The sequence below is a fragment of the Pseudomonas batumici genome, assembly GCF_000820515.1.
GTDB classification, from domain to species: domain Bacteria; phylum Pseudomonadota; class Gammaproteobacteria; order Pseudomonadales; family Pseudomonadaceae; genus Aquipseudomonas; species Aquipseudomonas batumici.
This window is the reverse complement of the sequence record NZ_JXDG01000057.1, coordinates 116,562-133,994: the sequence shown is the minus strand read 5'-3', so window position 1 is coordinate 133,994 and position 17,433 is coordinate 116,562. Positions and strand designations below refer to the sequence as shown.

Below are 17,433 nucleotides of genomic sequence, written 5' to 3'. Positions count from 1 at the left end.
TTGGGGGGGGGGGGGGGAGCGTGTTCATGGACGACCAATAGGCTTCGATAAAGGCGGCGATCAGCAGGAACAGGATCACCCCGCCGATGATCCCGATGCTTTTCTGCGCGCTCAGGCGCAGGGCCTCGCCGCGCGGCAGGCGTCCCGGCGCCACCAGCGCCCAGCCCAGTTGCAGGCCGGCGGCCCCGGACAGGACGATGGCGCTGAGTTCGAAGGCGCCGTGACCGATGACAAAGGACCAGAAGGTCTGGCCGTAGCCGATCTGGGTCAGGTGCCCGGCCACCGCGCCGATCGTCAGGCCGTTGAACAGCAGGAAGAACAGGCTGCCCAGGCCGAACAGCAAGCCGCCGGCGAAGGTCTGGAAGGCAATGCCGATGTTGTTCATGATGTAGTAGCCGAACATCACCCAGTTTTCGCTGGAGGCCCGCGCGACGGTGCGTCCCAGGCGGCTGGCGCTGGGGTCGTACATGGCTTGCATCTCGGCGACCTGCTGGGGGCTGACGATGCTGTAGACCAGGTCGGGAAAGCCATGGACCAGCGCGCCGGTCAGTCCCAGGCTGGCGAAGAACAGCACGCCGGCGACCAGGACGAAGGGCCATTGCTCGCGCACCAGGCGCGGGAAACCGGCGAAGATGAAACCCAGCACCGAGGCGCCGAGGTGGCTGCGGTGTCGATAGAGCTGCTGGTGCCCGCGCAAGGCCAACTGTTGCAGGGCGTCGACCAGATGGCTGCTGTAGCCGCGTTCCTGGGTCAGGGCCAGTTGCTGGCAAAGGCGCCGGTAGTGGGCGGGGAACTCGCTCAGGTCGGTGGCTTTGGCCTTGCCGCGCTCGAGTTGGTCGAGCCATTGGGCAAAACGTTGCCACTCGGGCTGATGGCGGCTTTCGAAGAGGCTCTGTTTCATAGTGGACCCAACAACCCATGGGCGATGCCGTTCAATTCAGCCTTGGCCCGGGACGCCGGCACACCCAGGGGTGTTGCCAGCAGCGCCGCCAGTTCGCCGCTGCGTTCGCCGCTGAGTTCGCCCTGGCGCTCGGCGAAACTCAACACCGCCCGCTGTTCCGCCAGGCGCAGGACGAAGGGCGCCGTGCGCGGTGTCGCCTGGGGCAGGGTGGGGCGCGACAGCGGTTGTTCGCGATAGACCACCAGCGTGCCGCCGGCCAGGTCGCCGAGGCGCTTGAAGGTCGGGTGCTGCAGGCAACTGATGGCACCGAGAAAATAGCCGAACGGCAGCATGTCGACAAAACGCAGCAGGTTGCGGGTCAGGGAGGCGGCCCAGCCGATCGGTGTGCCGTCGTCATGGACCACGCGCAGGCCCATCATCTGCTTGCCCGGGGAGCGTCCCTGATTCAGCACTTCGAACAGCACCATGTACCACCAACTGACGAGGAACAGCACGATCGAGCCCAGCCCCAGGCCCAGCTTGCCCAGCAGCATCAGGCCGCTCAACAGGGTGCCGAGCAGAATGCCGCGTACGCCCAGGTCGATGGCGAACGCCACTGCCCGCACGGGCAGGCCGGCCGGACGCAGGGGCAGGTCGATGCCTTCCGGGGTTTCGACCCGGTAGCGGGTGTCCAGGGGGATTGGCAGCGCAGTCTTCCTTGTCAGTGCTGAAATCGATGGCATGGTGGCGGGTCCTTGCGGACAGAAGCCCGATGCTAGCCAGCGGCGGCCGGCTAAGCAACTGAACTCTGTAATGAACGGTATCGAAGTGCTTGCATCCAGTTGTTACGGGAAGCTGGTCCGAGGGGGCGCTGAACGCCTAGACTGCGTCGGTCTTTTGTTCAGGAACCCGCCGTGACCTCTATCTTCTGGTACGACTACGAAACCACCGGGATCAATCCGCGCAGCGACCGCGCCTTGCAGGTGGCGGGCATCCGTACCGATGCCGAGCTCAACGAGATCGATGAACCGGTCAACCTGTATTGCCGTCCGAGCGAGGATATCCTGCCACACCCGGCGGCTTGCCTGATCACCGGCATCACCCCGCGGCAACTCGCCGAGCAGGGGTTGGCGGAGGCCGACTTCATGACCCGCGTGCACGCCCAGCTGTCTCGTCCGGGGACCTGCGGCGCCGGCTACAACACCTTGCGCTTCGATGACGAAGTGACCCGGTACAGCCTGTATCGCAACTTTTTCGATCCCTATGCGCGGGAGTGGCAGGGTGGCAACAGCCGTTGGGACTTGATCGATGTGGTGCGTGCGGCCTATGCGCTGCGTCCGCAAGGGATCGTCTGGCCCGAGGAGGACGGGCGCGTGACCCTCAGGCTCGAACGCCTGACCGCCGCCAATGGCATCGATCATGGTCACGCCCACGAAGCCTTGTCCGATGTGCGCGCCACGATTGCCCTGGCACGGTTGATCCGCGAGAAACAGCCGAAGTTGTATGACTGGCTGTTTGAACTGCGCAGCAAACAGCGGGTATTGGACCAGGTTCGCCTGTTACAGCCGATGGTGCATATCTCCGGACGCTTTTCTGCCGCGCGCCATTACCTGGGGGTGGTCCTGCCGCTGGCGTGGCACCCGCGTAACCGCAACGCCCTGATTGTCTGCGATCTGTCCCAGGATCCGCGGCCGTTGCTGGATCTGGATGCCGATACCCTGCGTCAGCAGCTGTACACCCGTCATGAGGAGCGGGGCGAAGGGCAACTGCCGGTGCCGCTCAAGTTGATTCATGTCAACCGTTGTCCGGTGGTGGCGCCGCTGAAGGTATTGCGGGGCGAAGATCAGCAACGCCTGCAATTGGACATGGCGCTTTATGAGGCGCGTCGCCAGCAACTGAGTGATACCCAGGAAGTTTGGCGGGATAAAGTCCAGGCCCTTTATGCCGGCGAAGATTTCACCCCCAGCGAGGATCCGGAGCAGCAGTTATACGACGGCTTTATCGGCGACCGCGACCGGCGATTGTGTGAGCAAGTTCGCAGTGCCGACCCCGAGCAGTTGGCGCGGATGCAATGGCCGTTCGATGATGAACGCTTGCCGGAATTATTATTCCGTTATCGCGCGCGCAACTTTCCCGGCAGCTTGAGTGAAGAAGAGCAGCAACGTTGGCGGACATTCTGCCGACAGCGTCTGAGCGAGGCTGCCTGGGGCGCACCGAATACCCTGGCGGATTTTACCGAGCAGCTGATGAAGTGTTTACCGGATGCGACACCGGCGCAGCGTCAGGTGCTGGAGCAGTGGCAGGACTATGCACAGTCTTTGTGCATGGGTTTTAACATGGCGGTCGGTTAAACACCCGGGCGATTAAATGGCAGGCAATAAAAAACGCCAGTGAACTGGCGTTTTTTTGTGGATCGCGAATAGCGTCCGTGACCGGCTTGGCTTAGCCCAGCAGGGTTGCCCAGCCTTCAACCACGTCGCCGCCCCACTTGGCTTTCCACTCTTTCAGAGTCTTGTGGTTGCCGCCTTTGGTTTCGATCACTTCACCGTTGTGCGGGTTCTTGTATTGCTTGACCTTGCGCGCACGTTTGGTGCCGGTGGTTTTCACGGCGCCACGAACGGCTTTGCCGGCTTTGGCCTGTGGGTCCAGAATGTTGATGACATCTGGCAGTGCCTTGTTGTACTCGCCCAGCAGAGTGCGCAGTTTGCTTTCGAATTCCATTTCTTTTTTCAGCGCGCCGTCTTTTTCCATTGCAGCCATTTGGGCTTGCAGTTCTTTGATGGCTTCCTGGGTGGCGTGGTATTTCTGGATCAGGGACATGGACACTACCTTATGATGAGTCAGGACGACAGGGATGCAGTGACGCAATAGTAGTCAGAGTGTTTGGGCAAGTAAACATTTAATAGAGGGTTTATTGCATTTAATTTGAAACTTAGGCGGGCGCTTGTCGCGGACTTAGATGTTTTCGGCGCGGCGGCCAAGAGCGGTCTTGTTGTGCGGATGTTTGAATTATCGGTGCTCTGCGGCGTGTCACTCGCAACGCCACTACACACCGGGGGAGGGTTCGGCGCCGGGCCGGGAATGGGCGCGCTGTGCAACGAATACTGCAGTTTTTCCGCGTACTCGCTAGAATGACGACCTTTGCGAAGTTCTGGAGTTTCCCCCTCATGCGCACTTTCCGGCTGGTGATTGCCTGTCCCGACCGCGTTGGCATCGTCGCCAAAGTCAGTAACTTTCTGGCGTCTTACAACGGTTGGATCACCGAAGCGAGCCATCACTCCGACAACCTCAGTGGCTGGTTCTTCATGCGTCACGAGATTCGTGCCGACAGCCTGCCGTTTGGCCTGGACGCGTTTCGTGAGGCGTTTGCCCCGATCGCCGAAGAATTTTCCATGACCTGGCGCATCACCGACACCGAGCAGAAGAAGCGTGTGGTGTTGATGGCCAGCCGTGAATCCCATTGCCTGGCGGATCTGCTGCACCGCTGGCACAGCGACGAACTGGACTGCCGGATCGCCTGTGTGATTTCCAACCACGACGACCTGCGCAGCATGGTCGAGTGGCATGGCATTCCTTATTACCACGTGCCGGTGAACCCGCAGGACAAGGAACCGGCGTTTGCCGAAGTGTCGCGCCTGGTCAAGCATCACGAAGCCGATGTGGTGGTACTGGCGCGTTACATGCAGATCCTGCCGCCGGAGCTGTGCCGCGAGTACGCCCACCAGGTGATCAACATCCACCACAGCTTCCTGCCGTCGTTCGTCGGCGCCAAGCCCTATCACCAGGCGTCCCTGCGGGGCGTGAAACTGATCGGGGCAACGTGCCACTACGTGACCGAAGAACTGGATGCCGGCCCGATCATCGAACAGGACGTGGTGCGCGTGAGCCACAGTGATAGCATCGAGGACATGGTGCGTTTCGGCCGCGATGTCGAGAAAATGGTGCTGGCCCGTGGCCTGCGTTATCACCTGGAAGATCGTGTGCTGGTGCACGGCAACAAGACCGTGGTGTTCTGACAGCCCGTTGGCGGGCGTGGAGGTTGGGTAATGGCCGATCCGCTCGACAAGGCGACCGCGAAGGCGCCGCCGACCGTGGGTGAAGGCTGTCTGAGCCGTTACGACAGCGAAGCGCTGACTGGCGAGGACGGCACCGAGTTTCCCGGTGCCGCCGAGCTCTGGCAGCAATTGCAGGAAGAGTCGGAGGCAGACAAGCCCACAGACTCTTCAGCGTCGCTTAAATCCTGAAGCTACCCACCAACTGCTTCAACCGTGCGGCCTGCTGTTCCAGGTCGGAACAGGCCCGCAACGTCGATTGCAGGTTCTCCACGCCTTCCTGGTTGAGGGTGTTGATCTCGTTGATGTCCATGTTGATCGACTCGACCACCGAGGTCTGCTCCTCGGTGGCCGTGGCGACGGACTGGTTCATGCCGTCGATCTCGCCGATCCGCTGGGTCACGCTGCTCAGGCGCTCGCCGGCCAGGTTGGCGATTTCCACGCTTTCGAGGCTGTGGCGCTGGCTATGACCCATGGTGCCGACCGATTCCCGGGCGCCGACCTGCAGTTCTTCAATCATGGTCTGGATTTGCTGGGCCGACTCCTGGGTGCGGTGAGCCAGGTTGCGCACCTCGTCTGCCACCACCGCAAAGCCGCGTCCGGCCTCACCGGCCCGGGCCGCCTCGATGGCGGCGTTGAGGGCCAGCAGGTTGGTTTGCTGGGAGATGCTGGTGATCACTTCGAGAATCTGCCCGATGTTCACCGTCTTGCTGTTCAGCGACTCGATGTTGGTGCTTGAGGTGGCGAGCATTTCCGACAACTGGTGCATGGCCTTGATGCTGCGTTCCACCACCTGCTGACCGTCTTCGGCCAGGCCGCGGGCGTCGCTGGCCTGGTTCGAGGCCTGGGCGGCATTGCGGGCGATTTCCTGGGCGGCGGCGCCCAACTGGTTGATGGCCGCGGCGACACTGTTGGTGCGACTGGCCTGTTCGTCGGAGTTGAGCATCGACGAGTTGGAGGCGCTGACCACCCGCAGGGCCACTTCGTTGACGTGCTGGGTCGCCGAGGAGACTTCAGTGATCGAGGTGTGGATGCGTTCGACGAAGCGGTTGAAAGCGGCACCGAGGATGCCGAACTCGTCCTGGGACTCGATCGCCAGGCGCCGGGTCAGGTCGCCTTCGCCGTCGGCGATATCCTGCATGGCGCGGGTCATCACGTGCAGCGGTTGCATCAGCGCGCGGATCAGCAGGCCGAGCAGGGCGATGATGATCAGCACGGCGACGGTGGTGGCGACCACCGCCGAGCTGCGGAACTTGCTGAGCATCGAAAAGGCCTTGTCCTTGTCCACCGACAGGCCGACATACCAGTTCACCGAGGACAGGCCCTTGATCGGGGCGAAGGCGACGATGCGGGTCTTGCCGTTGACGTCGGTTTCGCTGATCTCGTTGCCGATGCGCGGGGTGTTCTGCGGATAGGCATCGCCGAGGCTTTTCATCACCAGGGCCTTGTCCGGATGCACCAGGATCTTGCCGTCGGCGCTGACCAGGAAGGCGTAGCCGTTGCCGTCGAAACGCAAGGCGTTGAGGCTGTCGGCGATGGCTTGCAGGCTCATGTCGCCGCCCACCACGCCGATGCTCTGGCCGGCCTTGCGCACGGTGTTGACGACGGAGATCACCAACTGCCCGGTTGCCATGTCGATATAGGGTTCGGTCAGGGCCGAGCCGCTGCTGTTCTCGGCACTTTTGTACCAGGGCCGGGCGCGTGGGTCATAGCCGTCAGGCATCTTGCTGTCCGGGCGGATGATGAAGCTGCCGTCCTTGTTGCCCAGGAAAGCGCCCATGAAGGTGGCGGTGATGGCCTTCTGTTCCAACAGGTTGGAGACGTTGGCCGGGTCCGCGTTGAGGGCAACCGACTGGGAGAGGTTTTCGATCAGCAGGCTGCGGCCGGTCAGCCAGGTCTGGATGTCGTTCGCGGCGACGCCACCCATTTCATGCAGATAACTGTTGAGGTCATCGCGGATCGCATTGCGTTGCAGGTAGTCGTTGTACAGGGTGAAGAGTGCGAAGGCTGTCAGCACGATCAGCGACGCAGCCAGCAGGATCTTGTGACTGAATTTGAGGTTTTTGTTCATGGCTCTCGAGGTCCGCTAAGGTTTTTGCTGTCCAGGCAGGCAAGGAGGGCGCGCGCCGGACAAGGTTGAACGCAAGCTGATACTTCCTCTACTCCTTAGGGGCTCTGCTCAGGGGAGAGCCGGATTGTTGTTTTGATTGTGTTCTGTGTGGCGCTCTTGCTATCGACCGTGCAGGCGCAAAGATTAGCGCAGGGCTGCGCTGCCCTTGTAGGAGCTGGCTTGTCGGGACGCCGCACCGCAGCGATGAGGCCCTTGAGTCTTGCGGTGCCTATGCGAACGATATCGCCGGCAAGCCGGCTCCTACAGGTTACGTGGTGTTTTCAATATAAGCGGCGTCAGGGGGGAGGGGCAGCTCAGGCCTTGGGCCTGGCGTGGCTGGCCAGGCGCTCCAGGGCGGCGCGCAGGTTCGGATCGCTGATGCCGTCGGCGGTGTCCTGGATGGTTTGCGCCGCACTGACGGACAGATCCATGGTGTGGCCCGCCGCGCCCTGCGGGACGGTCGGTGGCTGCACCTTGAACAGGATGCGGGTCAGGCCGCTGAAGACGTCGAACGCCTGCAATTGCCGTTGCAGGCGTTTTTGCTGGTAGCGCAGGCGGGTCGCCCAGTGCCCGTCGGTGACGATCAGCAGCAGGCTGCCTTCGCGCCACGAGGCCACATGGCAGTGTTCGCGGGCGGCGGGTTGCAGCTGGCTTTCCAGCAGTCGCTGCAAATGCGCGAGGCGCTGGGCATGGCCAAAAATCGCTTTCAGCGGCTTGGCTTCGCGAAGCAGGACGGCGGGTGCCCGGGCCGTGAGAGGGCGAAATGCCATGATTCAGACACCTGAAGAAACAGAGTCGCCATGGTAGCAGAAGCGCCTGCGGCATCGGCGGCCATTGATGTGAATCGTCTTTGGCCCTAAAGTCCGCGGCTAACGTCTGCTCCCGATGGCTTGAAGTTCGGGAAAAAGACCTTACTTTAGAGTGGCCCCGTCAAAGCGCTGTGCCAGTATCGTGGATCAACGCCACTTTCCTCACCGTCGTTTCCGGGTAGAATACTCGTTCGCATGCGGCCATGAGGGCTGCTCGGGCGACTCACCGGGGCCGCCCTCCATCCCTATGTGTGGAAGAACCTGCCGATATGTTTGCGCCTTTGTTAAAGAAACTTTTTGGAAGCAAGAATGAGCGTGAAGTCAAACGCATGCTCAAGACGGTACAGATCGTCAATGCCTTCGAAGAGCAAATGGTGGCCCTTTCGGACGAGCAGTTGCGTGCCAAGACCGAAGAGTTCAAGGCCCGCATAGCCCAAGGTGAGACCCTCGACACACTCCTGCCCGAAGCCTTCGCGGTGGCCCGTGAGGCCGGCAAGCGGGTCATGGGCATGCGCCACTTCGACGTGCAGTTGATCGGCGGCATGACCTTGCACGAAGGCAAGATCGCGGAAATGCGCACCGGTGAAGGTAAAACCCTGGTGGCAACCCTGGGCGTCTACCTCAACGCGCTGTCCGGCAAGGGCGTGCACGTGGTGACGGTGAACGACTACCTGGCCCGCCGCGACGCCAACTGGATGCGCCCGCTCTATGAATTCCTCGGCCTGACGGTCGGCGTGGTCACGCCGTTCCAGCCGCCGGAAGAGAAGCGTGCCGCCTACGCCGCCGACATCACCTACGGCACCAACAACGAATTCGGGTTCGACTACCTGCGCGACAACATGGCGTTCAGCATGGAAGAGAAGTTCCAGCGCGAGCTGAACTTCGCCGTGATCGACGAAGTCGACTCCATCCTGATCGACGAAGCCCGTACCCCGCTGATCATCTCCGGCCAGGCCGAAGACAGTTCGCGCCTGTACACCGAGATCAACAAGCTGATCCCGCGCCTCAAGCAGCACATCGAGGAAGTGGAAGGCGTGGTGACCAAGGAAGGCCATTTCACCATCGACGAGAAGAGCCGTCAGGTGGAGTTGAACGAAGCCGGTCACCAGTTCATCGAAGAGATGCTGACCCAGGTCGGCCTGCTGGCCGAGGGCGAGAGCCTCTATTCGTCGCACAACCTGGGCCTGCTGACCCACGTTTATGCCGGCCTGCGCGCCCACAAGCTGTTCAACCGCAACGTCGAATACATCGTCCAGGAAGGCCAGGTGGTCCTGGTGGACGAACACACCGGCCGTACCATGCCGGGCCGTCGTCTGTCCGAGGGCCTGCACCAGGCCATCGAGGCCAAGGAAAACCTCAATATCCAGGCCGAAAGCCAGACCCTGGCGTCGACCACCTTCCAGAACTATTTCCGCCTGTACACCAAGCTGTCCGGCATGACCGGTACCGCCGACACCGAAGCCTTCGAGTTCCACCAGATCTACGGCCTGCAGGTCGTGGTCATCCCGACGAACAAGCCGTTGGCGCGCAAGGACTACAACGACCTGGTGTTCCTCACCGCCGACGAGAAGTACGCGGCAATCATCACCGACATCAAGGACTCCCTGGCCCAGGGCCGTCCGGTGCTGGTGGGTACGGCGACCATCGAAACCTCCGAGCACATGTCCAGCCTGCTCAACCGGGAAGGTATCGAGCACAAGGTCCTCAACGCCAAGTTCCACGAGAAAGAAGCGGAAATCATCGCCCAGGCCGGTCGCCCTGGCGCCCTGACCATCGCCACCAACATGGCCGGTCGCGGTACCGACATCCTCTTGGGCGGTAACTGGGAAGTCGAAGTGGCGGCCCTGGAAAACCCGACCCCCGAGCAGATCGCCCAGATCAAGGCCGACTGGCAGAAACGTCACCAGCAGGTGCTCGAATCGGGTGGCCTGCAGGTCATCGCCTCCGAGCGTCACGAGTCGCGTCGGATCGACAACCAGTTGCGCGGTCGCGCCGGTCGCCAGGGTGACGCCGGTTCCAGCCGTTTCTACCTGTCCCTGGAAGACAGCCTGATGCGCATCTTCGCCTCGGACCGGGTGAAGAACTTCATGAAGGCCCTGGGCATGCAGCCTGGCGAGGCGATCGAGCACCGCATGGTGACCAACGCCATCGAAAAGGCCCAGCGCAAGGTCGAAGGCCGCAACTTCGACATCCGCAAGCAATTGCTCGAGTTCGACGACGTCAACAACGAACAGCGTAAAGTGATCTATCACATGCGTAATACGTTGCTGGCCGCCGACAATATCGGCGAAACCATCGCCGACTTCCGCCAGGACGTGCTCAGCGCCACCGTCAGTGCCCATATTCCTCCACAATCGCTGCCCGAGCAGTGGGACGTGGCGGGCCTGGAATCGGCCCTGCAGAACGATTTCGGCGTGAAGCTGCCGATCCAGCAGTGGCTCGACGAAGACGATCACCTGTACGAAGAAACCCTGCGCGAGAAGCTGCTCAACGAGCTGCTGGCGGTGTACAACGAGAAGGAAGAGCAGGCCAGCGCCGAAGCGCTGCGTACCTTCGAGAAGCAGATCGTGCTGCGTGTGCTGGACGACCTGTGGAAAGAGCACCTGTCGACCATGGATCACCTGCGTCACGGTATCCACCTGCGCGGTTATGCGCAGAAGAACCCGAAGCAGGAGTACAAGCGCGAGTCGTTCACCCTGTTCTCCGAACTGCTGGACTCCATCAAGCGCGACTCGATCCGCGTGCTGTCCCACGTTCAGGTGCGTCGCGAAGATCCGGCCGAGGAGGAGGCGCGCCTGCGTCAGGAAGCCGAGGCCCTGGCCCAGCGCATGCAGTTCCAGCACGCTGAAGTGCCGGGTCTGGAAGAGCCGGAACTCCTGGGTGAAGAAGTCGACGTCGCCCTGGCCGCCGCACCGGTCCGCAACGAGCAGAAGCTGGGCCGCAACGAACTGTGCTACTGCGGTTCGGGCAAGAAGTACAAACACTGTCACGGTCAGATCAGCTAAACCCTTGCGGGTCTGAACCTTGTAATATCCGCGCCGCGACCGGTACTGCCGTCGCGGCGTTTTTCCATTTGCAACACTGCCCGTTGTGACGGCAGTGCAGACATCACATTGAAAGGAGCGCATTCATGGCTGTTGGTCTTGGTCCTTTGCCCACATTGCACCCGGTTGCCGGTTTTGAACTCGGTATCGCCTCGGCCGGTATCAAGCGCCCCGGGCGCAAGGACGTGGTGGTGATGCGCTGTGCCGAAGGCTCCACGGTGGCGGGGGTGTTCACCCTCAACGCGTTTTGCGCCGCTCCCGTGATCCTGGCCAAGCAGCGTGTCCAGGGCACCGTGCGTTATCTGTTGACCAACACCGGCAATGCCAACGCCGGCACCGGCGAGCCAGGCCTGGCCGCCGCGGCGCGGACCTGCGCCAAGCTGGCCGAACTGGCCGGTGTCGACGAAAGCGCGGTGCTGCCGTACTCCACCGGGGTGATCGGCGAGCCGTTGCCGGTGGAAAAAATCGAAGGGGCGTTGCAGGCGGCCCTGGATGACCTGTCCGTGGACAACTGGGCCGCGGCCGCCACCGGCATCATGACCACCGACACCCTGCCCAAGGGCGCCAGCCGCCAGTTCCAGCATGACGGCGTGACCATCACCGTTACCGGGATCAGCAAGGGAGCGGGGATGATCCGGCCGAACATGGCGACCATGCTCGGCTACATCGCCACCGACGCCAAGGTTTCCCGCGAGGTGCTGCACAACCTGATGTTGGACGGCGCCAATAAGTCGTTCAACCGCATCACCATCGACGGCGACACCTCGACCAACGACTGCTGCATGCTGATCGCCACCGGCCAGGCGGCGCTCCCGGAAATCACCGAGGCCCGCGGTGCGTTGTTCGAGGCGCTGAAAAAGGCCGTGTTCGAAGTGTGCATGGAGGTGGCCCAGGCCATCGTCCGCGACGGCGAAGGGGCGACCAAGTTCGTCACCGTCGAAGTCAACGGCGGCGCCAATCACCAGGAGTGCCTGGATGTCGGCTACACCGTGGCGCATTCGCCGCTGATCAAGACCGCGCTGTTCGCCTCCGACCCGAACTGGGGCCGTATCCTCGCGGCTGTCGGCCGTGCCGGCGTGCCGGAACTGGATGTGAGCAAGATCGACGTGTTCCTCGGCGAAGTGTGCATCGCCAGCCGGGGTGCCCGTGCCGCGACCTACACCGAGGCGCAGGGTTCGGCGGTCATGGCTCGGGAAGAGATCGGTATTCGTATCGAGCTGGGTCGCGGCGAGTGCAGCGAAACCATCTGGACCACCGACCTGTCCCACGAGTACGTGAAGATCAACGCGGAATACCGTACCTGAACCAGCTCCCTGCAGGAGGTTTCAACGTGAAGCGCATCCATGTGGCGGCCGCGGTTATCCGTGGCGTCGACGGTCGCATCCTGATTGCACGCCGCGCGGACAGTCAGCATCAGGGCGGTCTCTGGGAGTTTCCCGGCGGCAAGGTCGAGGACGGCGAAGCCGTCCAGGTGGCCCTGGCTCGCGAGCTTCAGGAGGAACTGGGCATCGCGGTCAGCGCCGCCCGCCCCTTGATCAAGGTGCGGCACGATTACCCGGACAAACAGGTCTTGCTGGATGTCTGGGAGGTTTCGGCCTTTACCGGCGAACCCCATGGTGCCGAGGGGCAGCCGTTGGCCTGGGTTAGTGCGCGGGAGCTGGCGGACTACGAGTTTCCGGCGGCCAACCAGCCGATTGTCGCGGCGGCCCGTTTGCCGGCCGAGTACCTGATCACGCCGGACGGCCTGGAGACGCCGCAGTTGCTCAAGGGCATCCAGAAGGCGATTGCCGGAGGGATCAAGCTGATCCAGCTGCGGGCGCCGAACGGCTATGACCCGCAATACCGCGATCTGGCGGTGGACGCGGTGGGGCTCTGTGCGGGCAAGGCGCAACTGATGCTCAAGGGGCCTTTCGAGTGGCTGGGGGATTTCCCATCGGCGGGCTGGCACCTGACGTCCGCGCAGTTACGCAAGTACGCCAGTGCCGGGCGTCCGTTGCCGGCGGATCGCTGGTTGGGCGCTTCGTGCCATGATGCTGAAGAGTTGGCGTTGGCCGAACAGATGGGTGTGGATTTCGTCACGCTGTCGCCGGTCCAGCCGACGCAGACGCACCCCGAGGCGCAGCCGCTGGGCTGGGAGCAGGCCGGGCAGTTGATCACCGGGTTCAACAAACCGGTGTATCTGCTGGGTGGTGTCGGGCCGAACGAGTTGCAGCGCGCCTGGGAAACCGGCGCGCAGGGCGTGGCCGGTATTCGGGCGTTCTGGCCGCAATAGTGATGTGGGAGCTGGCTTGCCAGCGATGAGGCCCTCAAGTCTTGCATCGCTTGTCCGGCCGCCATCGTCGGAACGCCGCCCGCAGCAAGCCGGCTCCCACAGTACGGTGTGTCACCGCGAAATACCGTCAAGCCCAGACCCCTTGTAGGAGCTGGCTTGCCAGCGATGAGGCCCTCGAGCCTTGCGGCGCTTGTTCGGACGCCATCGCCAGCAAGCCGGCTCCCACAGGGGACCGAGGCAGTGGCGAGAGTTTGTGGTGAGTCACCGATCTGTGGGAGCCGGCTTGCTGGCGATAGCGGTGGTACAGACACATTCGGAACCAGAGCCGTTTTCCATTTTTTCTTGCCGCGTACTAACTTTCCTGTGATCTCCCACGATGACAGGAGGGCAACGGATTGCCCACGCGACCTCACTCCAACCGGCTGCGCGCTGGGCGCTACTCGCAGTCTGGGCAAATCTATCTTCTGACCGCCGTCATTGAGGACCGTAACCCGGCTCTTGCCGACTGGAAGACCGGCCGCTTGCTGGTGCGGCAATTTCGCCAGGCACAAGCGGAAGGCTCGGCTGATTCTCTGACCTGGGTCGTCATGCCGGATCACTTCCACTGGTTGATCGAGCTGAAAAACAGCTCCTTGCCGGAGTTGATGCTCGCTACCAAGTCGAGGAGTGCGCGCGAGATCAATGCCCACTTGGGGCGTTCAGGACGGCTTTGGCAAAAAGGCTTTCACGACCGCGCCATTCGCCGCGAAGAGGATTTACTGGCGGTTGCTCGCTACATCATCGCCAACCCGATACGCGCCGGTTTGGTGAAGCGGGTACGGGATTATCCATTATGGGATGCCATATGGTTGGCGGATGTGGATGGCAAGTGACCAAGACGCTGAGCCTTGCCGCGCCTGTTCGGACGCCATCACCAGCAAGCCGGCTCCCACAGGGGACCGAGGCCGCGGTGAGAGTTTGTGATGAGTCGCCGATCTGTGGGAGCCGGCTTGCTGGCGATAGCGGCGGTACAGATACATTTGGAACCGGAGTCATTTCTCGAAACCCCGGTCACCTCGTGAAGGGCCAGCACAAAGTTGTCACGGGGTCTTATCCGGTGGATCGGGCTCCCGACACGGCGTACCCGGCCTTGCCTTGCATCCGGCGACTGAGCACGAGGCCCACGACGGGCAGCACGATAAAGCTGGTTCCGAGCAGCACGACAGCATTGCTGGACAGGGACGACACCGCGGCATTCACCGCGAAGGCAAGCGCCATTTGCGAGCACGAATAGACCGCGCCAGCCGCGCCTCGCTTGTCGGTAAACGGCGCCATCGACATCGCCGAGGCGCACAGTACGATGAAGGTGTAACTGAAAAACACGCCAGACACGCTGAGCAGGAAGGACACCAACGAAAGGTGGCGCAACTCGGACAGGATGAGCAAGGATGCGCCGCAGCCCAGCAGGATCACCAGGCCCGCGATGATCAACTTCGGCATCCCGAAGCGCTTGATCAGGCGAGGCAGCAGCAGGCGGCTGACCAGCAACCCGGCCCCGACGAAGGCTGTCATGTAGCCGTAGTCCCTCGGCGAGAGCGCGAACTGCTGCTGCAGTACGAAGGGACTGGCCGTGGTGTACAGCAGGAAGCAAGCCATTCCGATGCCGGCCAGCGTGGCGGCCAGGATAAAGTCGCTGTTCTGCAGCACGACCTTGTAGTTGGCGAAAACATCCCGCACACGAACGGTGCTATTCACATGCTGGTTGGTTTCCGGACAGAACAACCCGAATACCGCGAGCATGCCGGCCAGCATCAGGGCCATGACGACGAAGTTGGCCTGCCAGTCGAACCAGGACAACAGGAGGCTGCCCGCCAGTGGTCCCAGCGTGATGGACAGACCGGTGAACAAGGTGACGTAGGAACTGACAATGGCATAGCGCTCACGTTGCACGATATCCGACAGCACGATTCTGGCGAGTGCAAGGCAGGCACCGCTGCCGATGCCCTGGATAAAACGGGACGCCAGGAACGGTCCGATCTGCGAAAGCGTTGCCCCCCACACATTGCCGGCGATGGCGATGACAAGGCCGACCAGGATGACGGGCTTCCTGCCAAACTTGTCGCTCAATGGCCCATAGACGAGGGCGCTCAGGCCGGACCCCAACAGAAATACGGAAATGGAGGACTGCATCAGCTGCTGGCTGGTATGCATGAAGCGCATCATGGCCGGCAATGCGGAAAGATGAATGTCTGTACCCAGCACACCCAGAAACAGCAGTACGGTGATAATCAGGACTACTTTTATCTCTTCCTGAGAAAGCATTTCATTCCTTGTTGTAGTCATGAATGACCCTTTACTTGAATACTCGCTGGAGGGAGGTGCTGCACAGCCGATGTCTTGACGTTGTTTACAGCCCCTCATCCTGTCATAGCTTTCAGGCAATAAAAAAGCGGCCCGGATTAACCGGGCCGCTTTTTTTACCTGCAACGAAAGTGCTTACTGCACTTCCACCGCCAGGCTGTCGCTGATCTTCTTCTGCCAGATCGCAGGGCCGGTGATATGCACCGACTCGCCCTTGGCATCAACGGCGACCGTCACCGGCATGTCCTTGACCTCGAACTCGTAGATCGCTTCCATGCCCAGTTCGGCAAAGGCGACGACCTTGGATTTCTTGATCGCCTGGGCCACCAGGTAGGCAGCGCCGCCCACGGCCATCAGGTACACGGCCTTGTGGTCCTTGATCGCTTCGATAGCGCTCGGGCCACGCTCGGATTTGCCGATCATGCCCAGCAAACCGGTCTGGTCGAGGATCTGCCGGGTGAATTTGTCCATGCGCGTGGCGGTGGTCGGACCGGCCGGGCCGACGACTTCTTCACGCACCGGATCAACCGGGCCGACGTAGTAGATAAAGCGACCCTTGAGGTCCACCGGCAGGGTTTCACCCTTGTTGAGCATTTCCACCATGCGCTTGTGCGCGGCGTCGCGACCGGTGAGCATCTTGCCGTTGAGCAGGACGGTTTCGCCCGGCTTCCAGCTCTGCACGTCTTCCGGGGTCAGGGTGTCGAGGTTGACGCGACGGGCCGACGGACCGGCTTCCCAGACGATTTCCGGGTAGGCGTCCAGGGGCGGCGCCTCCAGCGAGGCCGGGCCGGAACCGTCGAGCACGAAGTGCGCGTGACGGGTGGCGGCGCAGTTGGGGATCATGCACACCGGCAGGGACGCCGCGTGAGTCGGGTAGTCCATGATCTTCACGTCGAGCACGGTGGTCAGGCCACCCAGGCCCTGGGCGCCGATACCCAGCTGGTTGACCTTCTCGAACAGCTCCAGGCGCATTTCTTCGATGCGGTTGGACGGGCCACGCTTCTTCAGCTCGTGGATGTCGATGGACTCCATCAACACTTCCTTGGCCATGACCGCGGCCTTCTCGGCGGTGCCGCCGATGCCGATGCCGAGCATGCCCGGTGGACACCAGCCGGCACCCATGGTCGGCACGGTCTTCAGGACCCAGTCGACGATGGAGTCGGACGGGTTGAGCATGGCCATCTTCGATTTGTTCTCGGAGCCGCCGCCCTTGGCCGCCACGTCCACTTCAACGGTGTTACCCGGAACGATGGAGTAGTGGATGACCGCCGGGGTGTTGTCCTTGGTGTTCTTGCGGCTGCCGGCCGGGTCGGCCAGGATCGAGGCGCGCAGGACGTTTTCCGGCAGGTTGTAGGCGCGACGCACGCCCTCGTTGATCATGTCGTCCAGGCCCATCGTGGCACCGTCCCAGCGCACATCCATGCCCACGCGCACGAACACGGTGACGATACCGGTGTCCTGGCAGATCGGCCGGTGGCCGGTGGCGCACATGCGCGAGTTGATCAGGATCTGGGCCATGGAGTCACGGGCCGCCGGCGACTCTTCCCGCAGGTAGGCCTCGTGCATGGCCTGGATGAAGTCCACGGGGTGGTAGTAGGAAATGAACTGCAGGGCGTCGGCAACGCTCTGTATCAGGTCGTCTTGCTTGATCACGGTCAAGGGTCGCGCTCCTCTATTAAGACGGGAACATGGAAATAAGGTGTTTGCGACCGGTTTGCATCTGGTCTGTCGAAAACATCTTTTGAGACGCGCCGGGCACGCGTGGCCGGCATAAAATGAGGCGCGGCAGTATAACCCGCCCGCAAGCCCGACACATCCGTCAGTCGTCAAACCAAGGTCGCAGGGGCGTCGGCACCCTTCTTGCCTACTCGCATAGGTAAAGCTGTATGAGTTGCAAAAAATTGAATAGTTATTTTTGATCCAGAT

The 17,433-nt window shown here is 62.1% G+C and carries 14 protein-coding genes; 7 read left to right on the top strand and 7 right to left on the bottom strand.

Annotated features, from left to right (window positions below; all coding sequences use genetic code 11):
- Together UCMB321_RS21695 and UCMB321_RS21690 are read right to left on the bottom strand one after the other, a co-directional pair.
- The coding region (locus UCMB321_RS21695) for a stage II sporulation protein M (RefSeq protein ID WP_040070526.1) at positions 1-901 on the bottom strand (901 nt) is incomplete at its 3' end.
- Positions 898-1,623: an RDD family protein gene (locus tag UCMB321_RS21690; protein WP_040070509.1), complete on the bottom strand. Its 726-nt coding sequence runs from the start codon at positions 1,621-1,623 to the stop codon at positions 898-900. The genes UCMB321_RS21695 and UCMB321_RS21690, both read right to left, overlap by 4 nt.
- A gap of 171 nt (positions 1,624-1,794) precedes the next feature.
- Between UCMB321_RS21690 and sbcB the strand changes: the two genes are divergently transcribed.
- The gene (sbcB, locus tag UCMB321_RS21685) at positions 1,795-3,231 is read left to right on the top strand and encodes an exodeoxyribonuclease I (RefSeq protein WP_040070507.1); all 1,437 of its coding nucleotides are present in this window, start codon (positions 1,795-1,797) and stop codon (positions 3,229-3,231) included.
- A gap of 91 nt (positions 3,232-3,322) precedes the next feature.
- Here sbcB and mvaT read toward each other — a convergent pair whose 3' ends face one another.
- Positions 3,323-3,700 carry a histone-like nucleoid-structuring protein MvaT gene (gene mvaT, locus UCMB321_RS21680; protein WP_040070505.1) on the bottom strand — a complete coding sequence of 126 codons (378 nt, stop codon included), beginning with the start codon at positions 3,698-3,700 and terminating at the stop codon, positions 3,323-3,325.
- A gap of 347 nt (positions 3,701-4,047) precedes the next feature.
- On the opposite strand from mvaT, the gene purU reads away from it, so the two are divergent.
- Both purU and UCMB321_RS21670 read left to right on the top strand, forming a co-directional pair.
- The gene (gene purU / locus UCMB321_RS21675) at positions 4,048-4,896 is read left to right on the top strand and encodes a formyltetrahydrofolate deformylase (RefSeq protein ID WP_040070504.1); all 849 of its coding nucleotides are present in this window, start codon (positions 4,048-4,050) and stop codon (positions 4,894-4,896) included.
- 30 nt (positions 4,897-4,926) lie between these two features.
- Positions 4,927-5,124 (top strand): hypothetical protein, encoded by a 198-nt coding sequence (locus UCMB321_RS21670; RefSeq protein ID WP_040070503.1) that lies wholly within the window; start codon positions 4,927-4,929, stop codon positions 5,122-5,124.
- Here the strand turns inward: UCMB321_RS21670 and UCMB321_RS21665 are convergent.
- Entirely contained in the window at positions 5,114-7,003 is a 1,890-nt protein-coding gene (locus UCMB321_RS21665; RefSeq protein ID WP_040070501.1) for a methyl-accepting chemotaxis protein, read from the bottom strand. The genes UCMB321_RS21670 and UCMB321_RS21665 overlap by 11 nt on opposite strands.
- Positions 7,004-7,356: 353 nt before the next feature.
- The gene (locus UCMB321_RS21660) at positions 7,357-7,812 is read right to left on the bottom strand and encodes a DUF721 domain-containing protein (RefSeq protein WP_040070500.1); all 456 of its coding nucleotides are present in this window, start codon (positions 7,810-7,812) and stop codon (positions 7,357-7,359) included.
- A 308-nt stretch (positions 7,813-8,120) separates the two neighbouring features.
- Between UCMB321_RS21660 and secA the strand changes: the two genes are divergently transcribed.
- The 4 genes from secA to UCMB321_RS21640 all read left to right on the top strand — a co-directional run bounded on the left by secA (position 8,121) and on the right by UCMB321_RS21640 (position 14,039).
- Positions 8,121-10,856 carry a preprotein translocase subunit SecA gene (gene secA, locus UCMB321_RS21655; RefSeq protein WP_040070498.1) on the top strand — a complete coding sequence of 912 codons (2,736 nt, stop codon included), beginning with the start codon at positions 8,121-8,123 and terminating at the stop codon, positions 10,854-10,856.
- Between the two features lie 125 nt (positions 10,857-10,981).
- Positions 10,982-12,199, top strand: a complete 1,218-nt coding sequence (argJ, locus tag UCMB321_RS21650; RefSeq protein ID WP_040070497.1) for a bifunctional glutamate N-acetyltransferase/amino-acid acetyltransferase ArgJ — start codon at positions 10,982-10,984, stop codon at positions 12,197-12,199.
- A gap of 26 nt (positions 12,200-12,225) precedes the next feature.
- Positions 12,226-13,167: a Nudix family hydrolase gene (locus UCMB321_RS21645; RefSeq protein ID WP_040070496.1), complete on the top strand. Its 942-nt coding sequence runs from the start codon at positions 12,226-12,228 to the stop codon at positions 13,165-13,167.
- Between the two features lie 395 nt (positions 13,168-13,562).
- Complete coding sequence (locus UCMB321_RS21640) at positions 13,563-14,039, top strand: REP-associated tyrosine transposase (RefSeq protein ID WP_040070525.1); 477 nt, start codon at positions 13,563-13,565, stop codon at positions 14,037-14,039.
- Between the two features lie 217 nt (positions 14,040-14,256).
- Here UCMB321_RS21640 and UCMB321_RS21635 read toward each other — a convergent pair whose 3' ends face one another.
- Both UCMB321_RS21635 and UCMB321_RS21630 read right to left on the bottom strand, forming a co-directional pair.
- On the bottom strand, positions 14,257-15,567 hold the full coding sequence (locus tag UCMB321_RS21635; RefSeq protein ID WP_084615125.1) for a multidrug effflux MFS transporter: 1,311 nt from the start codon (positions 15,565-15,567) through the stop codon (positions 14,257-14,259).
- A 75-nt stretch (positions 15,568-15,642) separates the two neighbouring features.
- Complete coding sequence (locus UCMB321_RS21630; RefSeq protein ID WP_040070523.1) at positions 15,643-17,166, bottom strand: fumarate hydratase; 1,524 nt, start codon at positions 17,164-17,166, stop codon at positions 15,643-15,645.
- Positions 17,167-17,433: the final 267 nt, after the last annotated feature.

Coding starts and splice junctions, on each gene's coding strand:
- UCMB321_RS21690 (WP_040070509.1), bottom strand. CDS start 1,623: ATGCCATCGATTTCAGCACTGACAAGGAAGACTGCGCTGCCAATCCCC.
- mvaT (WP_040070505.1), bottom strand. CDS start 3,700: ATGTCCCTGATCCAGAAATACCACGCCACCCAGGAAGCCATCAAAGAA.
- purU (WP_040070504.1), top strand. CDS start 4,048: ATGCGCACTTTCCGGCTGGTGATTGCCTGTCCCGACCGCGTTGGCATC.
- UCMB321_RS21670 (WP_040070503.1), top strand. CDS start 4,927: ATGGCCGATCCGCTCGACAAGGCGACCGCGAAGGCGCCGCCGACCGTG.
- UCMB321_RS21665 (WP_040070501.1), bottom strand. CDS start 7,003: ATGAACAAAAACCTCAAATTCAGTCACAAGATCCTGCTGGCTGCGTCG.
- UCMB321_RS21660 (WP_040070500.1), bottom strand. CDS start 7,812: ATGGCATTTCGCCCTCTCACGGCCCGGGCACCCGCCGTCCTGCTTCGC.
- secA (WP_040070498.1), top strand. CDS start 8,121: ATGTTTGCGCCTTTGTTAAAGAAACTTTTTGGAAGCAAGAATGAGCGT.
- argJ (WP_040070497.1), top strand. CDS start 10,982: ATGGCTGTTGGTCTTGGTCCTTTGCCCACATTGCACCCGGTTGCCGGT.
- UCMB321_RS21635 (WP_084615125.1), bottom strand. CDS start 15,567: ATGAGGGGCTGTAAACAACGTCAAGACATCGGCTGTGCAGCACCTCCC.